This is a genomic window from Aliivibrio sp. A6 (assembly GCF_028765505.1).
Taxonomy (GTDB): Bacteria; Pseudomonadota; Gammaproteobacteria; order Enterobacterales; family Vibrionaceae; genus Aliivibrio; species Aliivibrio finisterrensis_A.
In genome coordinates this window covers 24267-36861 of sequence record NZ_JARACR010000003.1, presented here as the reverse complement: position 1 = coordinate 36861, position 12595 = coordinate 24267, and the positions used below count along the sequence as shown (strand labels likewise).

Below are 12595 nucleotides of genomic sequence, written 5' to 3'. Positions count from 1 at the left end.
ATTCTCTTAGTGATTATCTTTTTTTGTTGTTATTTAAGAGCTGCGCGAATATCGCGGCCTTTAATCTCTGTAATTGCTAAGGTTGCTGCATCATATTCAACTTTGATTATATTGTTTTCATGTACCAGTTTTAATTCGTAGGTCCATTCATTGTCGTCTTCATCCAGCTCTACTTTGATAATTCGGCCATGGAAGTCTTTCTCAACCATAGCGTAAAGCTCAGAAAATGGCTTTACTAAACCGGCTTGAACCGCATCATAAACTTCATCTTGATCTTCATCGATATCTATTTTAGCGCCATTTTGATGAACATCTTGAATGAGCTGATGCCCATCAGGGTGAGCATTCGCAAAAGCACTTTGTGATAATGGGAAAAAAGTGAATAGGGCAGCAAGGTATAAGGCTGATTTTTTTAGCATGATGCTTCCTAATTAAGTCAATACAGCATCAGTATAAAACAGCGAAGATGAATAGAACATGAATTTTATTCTGAAGATAGTCGGATAAGAAAAGTCCAATATTCTCTAATCATAATGAGTTGTTTTGATAAATGTGTAAATTATTATAGGTTGTTGTGGTGTTTTATGGTGTTTTTTATAGGCTATTGATTTTATGGCTTAAATTTTAAATTTAGTGATTGAAATCATAAATATTTGACTGTTTTTTTGCCTTTTTAAAAAATATTTCACTGGTTTTACGTTTTTTAAGCTGTTAGAGTCCCATCCCTCACGCATCAAGTGGGATACCCATGTTTAAAAATAGCAATGAAAATAGCGATAAACTAGTTCCAACACTTACTATAGGATTTATCCTTTTATTCCTTCTCTTTGCTCTTGTTGATCTCTCAACATTTACAGCAACGATTCAAACCTTATTTATGTCAGCATCGACCATGTTTGGGCTATGGTGGCAGTGGTTAATGATCATCACATTTGTTATAGCTCTTATCATAGCGATGAGCAGTTATGGCAAAATTAAGATGGGTGGTGAAGAAAAACCAACGTTCGGTACGTTCAAATGGGTCGCAATGATCATGTGTACCTTACTTGCAGGCGGTGGCGTTTTCTGGTCAGCTGCTGAACCAATCTTTCACTTCATTACACCTTCTCCAACTTTTTCTGATGTTAAAACTGGCACCCTTGCAGCCGTAGCGCCTGCGTTAAGCCAAAGTTTTTTGCATTGGGGCTTTCTAGCATGGGCTGTATTAGGCACATTAAGTACGATTGTACTAATGTACGCACATTATAATTGTGGCGTTAAATTGCGTCCCCGTGCTTTGCTATATCCAATTTTAGGCAACAAACTTGAAAATCATTGGTTAGGCTCATTGATTGATGCTTGTTCAATTATTGCGGTTGCTGCCGGTACAATTGGCCCAATTGGTTTCTTAGCAACGCAACTTAGTTACAGCTTAACGGTACTGACAGGACTTGAAAGTTCACTGATGAGTCAAATCGGTCTTTTATCTATGATTGTGGCAATTTATTCAGTTTCAGCCTTTACGGGGATGGACAAGGGCTTACAGTGGTTAAGCCGAATGAATGTTATTGGCGCTGTCACTTTATTAGTAGCCATTTTGGTACTAGGCCCGACAAGCTTTATCTTTACTGAGTTTGGTCTTGCATTTGGTAACTATATTCAACACCTACCAGAAATGAGCTTAAGCACCGCAGATCCTGCATGGAACTCGTGGTGGACTTGGTTCTTCTGGGGATGGTTTATTGGTTTTGCACCAATGATGGCTATCTTTATTGCGCGAATTTCTAAAGGTCGTAGCGTTCGTGAGTTAGTGATTACCGTGGCAATTATTGCACCTATTGCGACAAACTTTTGGTTCTCGGCACTGGGTGGTACAGGGATCTTCCTTGAGTTACAAACCCCAGGTAGCATCTCTGGACCATTACAAGAAGCGGGTTTACCTGCAGTACTGTTAGCGTCATTAGAGCAATTACCACTAAGCTGGTTATTAATTCCTGCATTTTTAGTGCTTACGACGACGTTTGTTGCTACAACAGGTGACTCAATGGCATATTCAATTGCAATGGCTGTTGAGGGAACTGATAAGCCATCACGTTTCCAGCGTCTATTTTGGGCGTTAATGATGGGTATTGTTGCTGGCGTATTATTGATTGCAGGAGATGGTGGATTAAACGCTCTACAATCTTTCATTGTGATCACGGCCGTTCCGGTGTCTATCTTACTTGGCTTTACGTTTATTTCAGCACCTATTGCTGTATTAAAAATGAAAAAAGTTGAGCAAGAAAGCAAATCGTCAGTAGACTGCACTAAGAGCGTTACTGTGTAGTCATTGATTACGTTTTGATTGAATGGGAGGCTTATCGCAGACATTGCGGTAAGCCTTTTTTAATATGGGGATTCGATTATTTCAGGAGTTAATGTATGCCAACTAAGAAAGCCGTGCTGCAGCAGTTATTTTTGCGAGAAGTAAACGGGGCTCCAATTACTGAACGTAATGAATTATCTCATTGCACCATAATAGAAACAGAGTTCGCTATGTGGGAGAGAGAGAAGAGGGATTTTTCATTTGATGAGGTCTTTGAATCTCACTGGATAAAAACCTGTACTGCTGGTTATATTACTGAATTGATCTTTAAAGCAGATGGAAGTTTAACTGAATTTACCTTGTTTAATAGGTTAAAAACGGTGGGCCATTGGGTGTTAGATGAAGGCTTGTTGTATGTATCAATATTTAAAGGTGAAAACCAATACGATTTTGTGATTGTGGCAAACTCTAGCGTTAACATTCACTCTGCGATTGAGTATAAAAATGGTGAACTACATTCTTATCTTAAGTTAGCACAAACTAGAAAAGTATAATCACTCAATATTTATTCTATTTTAATACTCGAGTTATAATGTTACTTCTTGATACATTTATTGTATGTATAAAATGAACTAACTCGCATTAATTTATAAGAGTTGTTTAAAATTGCGACGATTGTTATTGTGCCTGCTTTTTATAAATGAAGTTTATTTTTATAACTTGTAGGGTTTATCTTTAATGTTTTCATCAAGGATAGATAACAATGAAAAAAGAATTATTCGTTATATCATGCTTTGGTTTTCTTACTGCTTGTGGTGGTGGTGATAGCGGGAGCGGGAGTGCAACCAATACAACTAGTTGCGGTAATATGCAAGAGATGACATGTACATATCCAGTATCACAATTGGAATTGAAATACACAATGTACTTGCATAATGATAATAGTATATTTTTAAGTGGTGGATTTTATAGTGAGTACAAACCGCCTGTATTTCCATATGAAATGCTCATTTCGGATATTGAACGTGTAGAAGTTCTTCAGGATGGTGTTTTACTTACAAGAAGTGATCCTTGGTCTCTTCAATATACAGCGTTAGATACTTCAGCTTCTATGTATGAATTTAATTGGTATCGTAATGGTAATTTAGTTGGATATAGTTCAATAGACAGACTTCCTGAGCCTATTAATAATATCTCAGTGTTGAGCAAGGAGGTGGTAAGTATTGTTTCGGTATCATGGGATGGTTTTGTCGATCATACTTATACTTTAGATGTTGGCTCTTTGAGTTGTTATGATGAGAATGATCTTGTTGAAAATATAGCGCCTAATAATTCTGAATACGTTAGGCAAGAAGTATCACCGTCTATATCTATTGATTTAATTTCTCAATATAGCAAAACGACTCAAGAGCTTCAGGCGTCATATGAAAGGTGTAATATTATAGCGCATATTAGTGGAACTAATGATTTGGCTATACCAGTTCAGCATATTGGAAATATAACACTTGATTTTAAAGCGGAAGAAACAGTGTTGCTTAATTTATTCTAAATGAAATAGGCCGCTAATAACGGCCTATTATTGTTTCTACAGTCTTTTAAATCTTTCTCCAAACTCCCCATTCACCAGAAGCTTCAGGGTTATTACCTTGAGTCCACCACTGAGCTTGATACGTAACACCATTAACGGTTACTTGGTCACCCGTATTATAAGTGGCTGTTGCATCCCATGTAGATGATGGATCTGTTGGTTCAGTAGGAGGTGTTGGCTCTACCGGTGCTGGTGGCGTCGGCTCTACTGGAGTAGGGGCAACAGGCGTTGGCGGTGTAGGCTCTACAGGTGCAGGGTCGACAGGTGTTGTTGGAGTCCCACTGATCACTTCCCAAACACCTGTTGTGCTCGTTGCAGGGTTATCACCTTGGTTCCACCATTTAGCTTGGTAAGTTACACCATTTACAACCACTTGATCGCCAGTGTTATAAACCTTGCCTGCATCCCACGTGTTTGTTGGATCCGTCGGGTCAGTTGGCTCTGATGGATCCGTTGGAAGCGTTTCAACAACACGAGTTACAGGCCAGTTAGCGTGAGACTCATAGAAGTTAGTGACACATTTTTCATAGTCACCAGGAACAAGTGCGGAATATGCAGTTTGGAAGCCGACTAATTCACATTCAAAAGAAGCGCCTTCTGGACGATCAGGGTAGTATTTCCAGTTACCATCCCAGTTAGTGTAAAGTACATCGGTCGCACCATTTAGATTCAAACTGCCATAAGGGGTTTGTTGCCAACACGTATTTGCTTCATCTGCTTCAACTGGGATTTCGTAATGTTGTGCTAACCCTTCCCAATAGCGAATACGGTTAACTGGCTGGCCTTTGTCTTTGTTCTGCTCTCCACATTCAATACCGCCATTAATGACATTAATTGTTGTACCAAACCCATAACCAATGCCTGCATCAGTTTCTCGTTGAGAAGGGGTCCAAGTACGGTCAATAACATGCAGCATGGCAGGTTTTGGTGCTTGAGGCGTTAAGAAGAACCAAACGGCTGATGCTAGGTTTAGCCAAGAATCAGCAACTAGCCCAGGATTATTGAGCAACACAGTAGCATCGCCATCGAACATGACTTCAGAGAAAGCGCCGTAGTTAAAGTGGTAAGATAATTGTTTTGCACCACGGCCAAAATAGCCTTCACCAGCCGCACATGGCCAACGTTTATTTTGCCAGTCATTTTGGCCACACCCTGTGGTATAGCCTTCTTGACCTTCAGACCATCCCATTTCACGAACATGGACTAAGGCTTGTTGCCATTCTTCAAGCGCAAGAGGGTTATCTGACACGTTATCAATGGCAATATGCCCACCAGTCTCTTGAGAGAAATGCGCGAATGCCGTTACGATTGATTTTTTACAAATAGCATCAGCGTCGCGTCCATCCGTATAGTCACCACAAAAAGCAGGGAACTTACCAATAGCACGCAAGAAACGTGTATACGTATATTCAGGCGCTGCCATTTGAGTTAAGAAGAACCATTCAGATTGTGGGAAAACTCGTTCAACACGCTTTACGTTAGCTGGGTTGGTTGCAACACCGGCATCAATGGCTTCTACTGCAGCATTTGGCAATGTTTCTAGCGCTTTAGCCCATACGTCGTACATAGGGTCTAATGTTTTCGCATCTTCAGCAGCCTTAATTTCAGCTTTAGAGACAACATAACCTGTTGGGTTTTCAGGATCTGGTTGAGGATTCATTGTGAAACTATTGGCTGCAAAACTGCAGGCAAGTAACGAAGGGAGTATAGCGAGTTTAAACATGGATAACTTTCCTTGTCGTTATTTATAGAATAAAAATAAGTTAGAATAACTATAGAAGTTTTTATAAGGTTCGGTTATCTAGATACATGAATCAGTTTTAACTATGCGAGTTGTTTCAAAGAGTATAAATTATAAGCGAAAGCATATTCGCAATGTGATTAGCGCTATAGTCAGGGAAATATATTAATGGTAAGTGTCAGAGCAGCAGAGAAAATTGATTTAAAGAAAGTTTATGAAATAGAAACAGAAGCGTTTGGTACGCATGGATATCCTTCTTTTTTTATTCGACAGGCCTTTGACTGTTGGTCTGATGGTTTACTTGTGGCTAAAAAAGCAGGTGAGGTTGCAGGGTATGTATTGCAAGTGCCATCGAGTGCAATTAAAGGAGATGCTTGGGTATTATCGTTGGCAGTATCAAAGAGCGCACAAGGCTGTGGCTTAGGTAAAAAATTATTAGAAACAGCGATTGAGAATGCTAAACAATATAAGCGATTATTATTGACGGTGTGCCCTAAAAACACAGGAGCGTATACCTTATATCAATCATATGGCTTTTACTTAGTAGAAGAAGAGCAAGACTATTTTGATATTGGTGAAGATCGTTTAGTTCTTGCCCTAGATATTGTTGAATAACTTGTTATTGTGTCTTTAAAGAATTAACAAGATTGAGACGGAGAGAATATGGAAATCGATTATAAAGTAAATGAACCGATTAGTGCTGAGCAGTTTATAACCTTGCTAAAGAAAACTTCTTTAGGTGTACGTCGCCCCATTGATAATATTGAAAAAATACAAGCCATGTTAGATAACTCAAATTTAATTGTTACGGCATGGGGAGATGGCGAACTCATTGGTATTGCTCGTTCAGTGACAGATTTTAATTTCTGTTGTTATTTATCTGATTTAGCTGTTGATGAGAGCATTCAATCAATGGGTGTAGGTAAGTACCTTATTTTAGTGACAAAAGAAGAAGTCTCTTCTGACTGTAAGTTGATTTTGTTAGCTGCCCCACAAGCAGAAGGTTATTACCCCAAAATTGGTTTTGAAGCGCACAACAGTGCATGGGTTTTATCCGATGAAAGTCAGTTGAAGCTATTCTAAGGAAAGATCATGACATCAATCAGTGTATTAGGGTGTGGCTGGTTAGGCTTACCGTTAGCAAAACATTTAGTTACTAATGGTTTTGCTGTTAAAGGCTCTGTTCGCAGTGAAGAAAAAATAGAATCTTTGGAAGCAGTCTCTGTTACTCCATTTGTATTGGATATTGATGGCGAGATAGCAGAGCAATTATGGGGAGCATTTCTAGATTCAGATATTCTAGTTATCGCGATCCCATCTAAGAATCAAACTGGCTTTAGTGCTTTGATCCGTGTCTTAGAGTCTTCATCTATTAAGCATGTGGTTTTTGTTAGCTCAACTTCGGTATATGCGGATAATAATGGTGTGGTTACTGAAGATATTGCTGCATCTGAATCTTCTGCATTATTTCAAATTGAATCGTTGTTTTACCAATCATCGGTATTTACAACAACGGTGATCCGCTTTAGTGGTTTAGTGGGATATCAACGAAATCCAGGGCTATTTTTTCAAAAAAGCGGGCGTTCAGTGAGTAACCCTGACGCTGCTGTAAATATGATCCACCAAGATGATTGTGTAGAGTTAATTACACAGATAATCAAACAAGAAAAATGGAATAATCTATTTAATGCGTGTGCTGATAGCCACCCAAGTAAACGCGAGTTTTATACTCAAGCAACTCAGCGAATAGGAGTGAGTACACCTGAGTTTATTGAATCAGACACTCAAACGTTTAAAATCATCAGCAATGAAAAAATTAAAAAGGCATTGGGTTATGAGTTCATTTACCCTGATGTGATGCAAATTACTTACGATGAATGTTAATTAACAAAAAGCGCGATTCAAATTAAGGACAGAATAATGAGTAATCCAATTGAAACTAAACCATTAGTAGCTAAATCATTAGTAACAACGACATGGTTAGCTGAGCATATTGACGATGAGAATCTCGTTATTGTGGACGCCTATATGGCGAATGTCGTAGGTAAAGAGCCGTTAGTTTATGATACTTTTTCTTGCCTACCTACAGCGCGTAAATTGGATGTAGAAGCTGACTTTTGTGATCATACATCTTCTCAAATCCATGCGCTTCCTAATGAAGAGCAGTTTACTCAAGCAATACAGAGACTAGGCATTAATTCAGATTCAATCGTTGTTATATACGATAACCAAGGTATCTATTCTGCACCAAGAGCGTGGTGGACGTTTAAGGTGATGGGGTTTGAACATGTTTATGTCTTGGATGGTGGATTACCTCAATGGCTCAAAGAGGGAAGAGAGACAGCATCAGAATACACAACAACATCGTTATTAGGTAATGCGACTGCGAAAGTGGTGAAAGGCTTAGCGTGTGACTCGGACGAAGTACTTAGCGTAATAAATACCGATGTTGCAATTTTAGATGCGCGTGGAGAACTGCGTTTTCTAGGCAAAGCACCAGAGCCACGTGAAGGTGTTCGTAGTGGTCATATCCCAAGCTCTAAAAATCTCCCTTTTTCTATGTTGTTAGATAACTATACATACCAAGATGAAGATACATTACGAACTATTTTTGAGGGACGCGTGCCTTCAGTAGATACGAAAATTTACTTCAGTTGCGGTTCAGGCATAACAGCATGTATTTTGATGTTAGCTGCTGTATCTATAGGTTATAAAGAAGTCGTTTTATACGATGGTTCTTGGGCGGATTGGGGAACTAATCACTCGTTGCCGATAGAGTAATTAAAATAAGGGTGATCAATGAGAGATACTTTAAGAGCCAAAATCATCACGGTGTGTGATAAGAAAATAGAGCAAAAAGGGGATAATGTTGGCTTATCTTTTTATGCTTTTTTTGCAAATAAGAACGATGATCCAGAGCTGCTTATGGAGGCAGCAACGTGGTGGATTTCAATACATCAGTTGGATCATTTTGAAAAAGCAATAAAGATAAAAACGATGGTACAGGATGGTTTATAAATGGAAATAGAAGTACGTAAAGGCACAATAGATGATGTACTTGAGGTTGATGCTCAGATCCCAGATTAAGTCTATGAATCGTTACCCAGCAATGCTGCACCTGCTAATCTCTAGTGGCTACCATATTTCTGGTTATGAAGAAGAAGGGTCAACGGATAAAAGTAAAATTAAGTTTATAAAGTACATTATGGCCGAAGGGGTATAGAGCTCTCAGGTGCACTAGAAAAGAAGTGCTCTTTATAGTCTACAATTAAGACACCATAAACTTATAACCAAACCGTTATCAGTAGTATGTTAAAGCTACGATCGAGAATAAAGGATGATTCAATGGAAAGAATTACGTTTAAAAAAGTCACATTGTGTGAATATCCCTCACTGTTTGGGATATATAAAACGTACTTTCATTCTATAGTCGAAGGTTCACTTGGTTGGGATGAAACTTTTCAACAACAACGATTTATGGAGTCATACCCTCACGAATGGTTTGATTGGGTGATGTTCAGTGGAGAGCGCTTAGGGCTCATTTGTACCCACTTAGAGCAAAGTAAAGCTCATGTTCATCTGTTTATTATTTTTAAAAAATATCAAAATAAAGGGGTTGGTGGCTCAGTGATGAAATGCTATCAGCACCATTTTAGTGATCGCGTTGGAAAAGTGAGTTTATCTTCTTTTAAAAATAACCCTAAAGCCATTCGGTTTTATCAAGGATTAGGCTATCAGATCATTAGTGAAGATGAGTATTTTGTAGATATGGAGCATTCGCTGCTTTATTCTGGCCAAATAGGGTATTAAACAATGCTTAAAAATCACCAAAAATTATGTCATCTGCATCTTTGTGCCATTTTGGATAGGTAAACATCGCTTTTGAGAAAGTTGGATCATTATAATGATTCACCAACCACGCTCTTAAATAAGGAAGTGGAGCTTGAGCGTACCATTTTTTATCGACTCGTGAAAACTGGCGGATAAAGGGTAAGATAGCGTAATCCACCAAGCTGACTTTCTCTCCCATAATATAAGTATGCTGAGTTAGAACGTGTTCAATCTCCATTAACCATTCACAACAGCGCTCTCTGCATTCTTCTTTATTGCTATCGTGATAACGAGAAGCAGCTCGATATTTCTGTAATGCATCAACAAACTCATGATCACTCCGATGGATCAACTCAAGCATTTGGGGGAGTTTCTGCTTATCATGTGAATAGAATAGGTTATTAGGATCAGATTGAGTGAGTGCCCAAATCATCACATCAAGACTTTCGTCGATTACTTTACCATCACTTAGCTGCAATACAGGAACCGTACCTTTTGGTGAAATAGATAGCATTTCTTCAGGTTTATTCTTCATATCAATATCACGCAGCACCACAGTTTGTTGTGCATGTAAAATACCCAAACGAGAACGCATCGCATAAGGACACTGTCGAAGGGAGTAAAGAATAGGCATTGTCATGATTAAATACTCAAAAGCTAACGTGTTTTAAATCATATTAATGGAATAAATCCTTGGTTTCACCTTTATTTCTTTATGATCTGGATCAATGAAAGCGTAATGAGTGGTAATGAAAGCGTGAGACGAGTAGAATACTCGCTCAAAAAAATTATTACATATAATAAGAAGCGAGCAATTTCATAATGAGTAGAAAACTTGAATTATTGGCCCCAGGTGGTGATGTAGAAGCGATTAAAGCAGCCATCGTAGCAGGAGCAAATGCCGTTTACTGTGGTTTAGATGTATTTAACGCACGTAACCGCGCTGCCAATCTTTCATTTGATGAGCTAAATGGTGTATTACGATTAGCTCATGAATATGGCTGTGAAGTTTTCCTAACATTGAACATCGTTCTTCTTGAGCATGAAATTAAATCAATTTCAAAGCTACTTAACCAACTAGTAAACACCACCATTGACGGCATTATTGTTCAAGATCTTGGTATGTTTAATCTAGTAAAAAAATACTTTCCAACACTAGATATCCACGCTTCAACGCAATTAACAACACATAACGATGGTCAAATTCAATTTTTATCTAAGTTAGGTGCTTCACGCGTTAATTTATCTCGAGAGCTTAATATTGGTGAGATTAAATCCATAACAGAGCTAGCGCATGAGCACGGTGTATTAGTGGAAGTATTTGTTCACGGTTCATTATGTATTGCTTTTTCTGGTCAATGCTATTCAACATCAGTCAGTGTAGGTAACTCTGCAAACCGTGGACGCTGTAGTCAAGCATGCCGTGATGAGTATGAAGAGACTGATGTTGGCAATAAATACCCATTAAATTTAAAAGATAACTCAGCTTACTTTGAATTACCTGAATTGGTTGATGCTAAAGTAGATTCACTGAAAGTAGAAGGCCGTATTAAAGGCGCTCATTACGTTTATACCGTTATTGAAAACTGGCGTAAAAATATCAATACGTTTGTTGAGTCGGGTGAGTTGTATGAAGATGATTCAAACCTACATAAAGTATTCAATCGTGATTTTACCAACTCATTCTTGAAAGGTAATTTAACTAAAGACATGTTTATCGATAACCCGCGCGATAATAGTGTGAATTATGCCGTTCAACAAAGTAACGCGATTGATGTAGTACAAATTCAAGACGTAAAACAAGAGCTTTATAGTGATAAAAACGCACTTGGGGCAACACTAGAAGAAAAAATCAAGTTCTTAGATATCAATAAGATTTCTATCACGATCGCTTTTAAAGCGGTTCTTGGTGAACCATTAGTTGTAACGATAACACCAAGTAATAAAGAGCAAGAAACGTTTGAGGTGAAATCGCAATCTCTGCTAAGTGAAGCGGGCGAGAAATCGATTACTTCGTCAGAATTAGAAAAAAGATTCAAAGGTGTAATTAACGCTAATTACGAACTTACCGGTTATGATTTTTCTGAATTGGCGGATAATTTAGCTATTCCATTTAGAGAGTTAACAGAACTTAAAGATAAAGTGGCTTATTTACTAAATGGTTCTAAAGAAGTACTTAAGTTTGTTGATGTACCAGCATTACCTAAGTACGCGAAAGTAGAAGAGAAACCTAAACTATCAATGCTGATTGCAGATGTCGCAGACTTAAATGTATGCGATGCAACAGATGCAGATATTTATTTTAAATTACCTGAAAGCTTTAGAAGAAATGACACTAAGTACATTAATATCTTCTTAGAAAACCCTCGTTTAATTCCATGGTTCCCAGCGGTATTGATTGGTAAAGATTATAATGAAGCGGTTCGAGTTCTTGAAGAAGTTAAGCCTGCGCGTATCGTAACAAACAATACAGGTATAGCGTATAAAGCGTTTGAGATGGGCATTGAATGGATTGCAGGTCCATTCTTAAATACCACTAACTCACACGCATTAGTGACAATGAAAGAAGAGTTTAATTGTTCGGGTGCCTTTATTTCAAATGAGATCAATAAAGGACAAATTAAGCATATTCGTCGTCCAGAGAACTTTAAACTACTTTATAGCATTTACCACCCGGTATTAATGATGACAAGTCGTCAGTGCTTTTTCCAACAAACTGTTGGCTGTAATAAGCGCGCAATTGAAGCTGGTTGTATGTTGAAGTGTGAAAAAGCGACGACAATAACCAATACAAGAGGTGTTTCTTTTGCGGTAGATAAGCAAAAAGGCGGCTACCCAAGTATTTATAATCACGAGCAATTCTTAAATATGGATATTGTGACTGATATGTCGGATTTATTTGATGAGTTCTTTATTGATTTAACTAACATTGGTGGTGGTTCTAAAGTTCAAGCTGATAAAGTTGAATTAGTAAAACATTTTGAGCGTTTGTTGAATGGCGATGAGCAAGTACAAGAAGAGCTGTTTACCATGGTGCCAATTAATACACATGACCAATATAAAGTAGGTCTATAAGCGTTAATTGTACTGATAATCTTAAGATAGAAGCCGTGATCACATATCACGGCTTTTTTTTGTCTATAATTCAATA

General features: G+C 38.1%; 14 protein-coding genes. 11 read left to right on the top strand and 3 right to left on the bottom strand.

All coding sequences use genetic code 11. From position 1 onward, the window contains the following. Positions 1-29: 29 nt before the first annotated feature. Positions 30-419, bottom strand: a complete 390-nt coding sequence (locus tag PVK70_RS02525) for a PepSY domain-containing protein (RefSeq protein ID WP_130047502.1) — start codon at positions 417-419, stop codon at positions 30-32. Positions 420-748: 329 nt separating this feature from the next. On the opposite strand from PVK70_RS02525, the gene PVK70_RS02520 reads away from it, so the two are divergent. From PVK70_RS02520 to PVK70_RS02510, 3 genes are all read left to right on the top strand, one after another. After that, positions 749-2305 carry a BCCT family transporter gene (locus tag PVK70_RS02520; protein ID WP_130044562.1) on the top strand — a complete coding sequence of 519 codons (1557 nt, stop codon included), beginning with the start codon at positions 749-751 and terminating at the stop codon, positions 2303-2305. 95 nt (positions 2306-2400) lie between these two features. After that, complete coding sequence (locus PVK70_RS02515) at positions 2401-2838, top strand: hypothetical protein (RefSeq protein ID WP_130047501.1); 438 nt, start codon at positions 2401-2403, stop codon at positions 2836-2838. A gap of 209 nt (positions 2839-3047) precedes the next feature. Next, on the top strand, positions 3048-3833 hold the full coding sequence (locus tag PVK70_RS02510) for a hypothetical protein (RefSeq protein ID WP_130047500.1): 786 nt from the start codon (positions 3048-3050) through the stop codon (positions 3831-3833). Positions 3834-3879: 46 nt separating this feature from the next. Here PVK70_RS02510 and PVK70_RS02505 read toward each other — a convergent pair whose 3' ends face one another. After that, positions 3880-5595, bottom strand: a complete 1716-nt coding sequence (locus tag PVK70_RS02505; RefSeq protein WP_130047499.1) for a chitinase — start codon at positions 5593-5595, stop codon at positions 3880-3882. Positions 5596-5781: 186 nt separating this feature from the next. On the opposite strand from PVK70_RS02505, the gene PVK70_RS02500 reads away from it, so the two are divergent. The 7 genes from PVK70_RS02500 (at position 5782) to PVK70_RS02470 (ending at position 9423) form a co-directional block, all read left to right on the top strand. Continuing rightward, positions 5782-6228: a GNAT family N-acetyltransferase gene (locus PVK70_RS02500; protein WP_130047498.1), complete on the top strand. Its 447-nt coding sequence runs from the start codon at positions 5782-5784 to the stop codon at positions 6226-6228. 48 nt (positions 6229-6276) lie between these two features. Next, the gene (locus tag PVK70_RS02495; RefSeq protein WP_130047497.1) at positions 6277-6696 is read left to right on the top strand and encodes a GNAT family N-acetyltransferase; all 420 of its coding nucleotides are present in this window, start codon (positions 6277-6279) and stop codon (positions 6694-6696) included. 9 nt (positions 6697-6705) lie between these two features. Then, the gene (locus PVK70_RS02490) at positions 6706-7497 is read left to right on the top strand and encodes an SDR family oxidoreductase (RefSeq protein ID WP_130047496.1); all 792 of its coding nucleotides are present in this window, start codon (positions 6706-6708) and stop codon (positions 7495-7497) included. Positions 7498-7533: 36 nt separating this feature from the next. Next, on the top strand, positions 7534-8394 hold the full coding sequence (locus PVK70_RS02485) for a sulfurtransferase (RefSeq protein ID WP_130047495.1): 861 nt from the start codon (positions 7534-7536) through the stop codon (positions 8392-8394). An 18-nt stretch (positions 8395-8412) separates the two neighbouring features. Then, positions 8413-8631, top strand: a complete 219-nt coding sequence (locus tag PVK70_RS02480; protein WP_130047494.1) for a DUF6500 family protein — start codon at positions 8413-8415, stop codon at positions 8629-8631. 73 nt (positions 8632-8704) lie between these two features. After that, positions 8705-8836: a hypothetical protein gene (locus PVK70_RS02475; RefSeq protein ID WP_274441259.1), complete on the top strand. Its 132-nt coding sequence runs from the start codon at positions 8705-8707 to the stop codon at positions 8834-8836. 122 nt (positions 8837-8958) lie between these two features. Next, positions 8959-9423, top strand: a complete 465-nt coding sequence (locus PVK70_RS02470) for a GNAT family N-acetyltransferase (RefSeq protein WP_130047493.1) — start codon at positions 8959-8961, stop codon at positions 9421-9423. A 7-nt stretch (positions 9424-9430) separates the two neighbouring features. Here the strand turns inward: PVK70_RS02470 and PVK70_RS02465 are convergent, their stop codons facing one another. Continuing rightward, positions 9431-10084: a glutathione S-transferase gene (locus tag PVK70_RS02465; protein ID WP_130047492.1), complete on the bottom strand. Its 654-nt coding sequence runs from the start codon at positions 10082-10084 to the stop codon at positions 9431-9433. A 182-nt stretch (positions 10085-10266) separates the two neighbouring features. Between PVK70_RS02465 and PVK70_RS02460 the strand changes: the two genes are divergently transcribed. Next, entirely contained in the window at positions 10267-12519 is a 2253-nt protein-coding gene (locus PVK70_RS02460) for a peptidase U32 family protein (RefSeq protein ID WP_130047491.1), read from the top strand. Positions 12520-12595 lie beyond the last annotated feature (76 nt).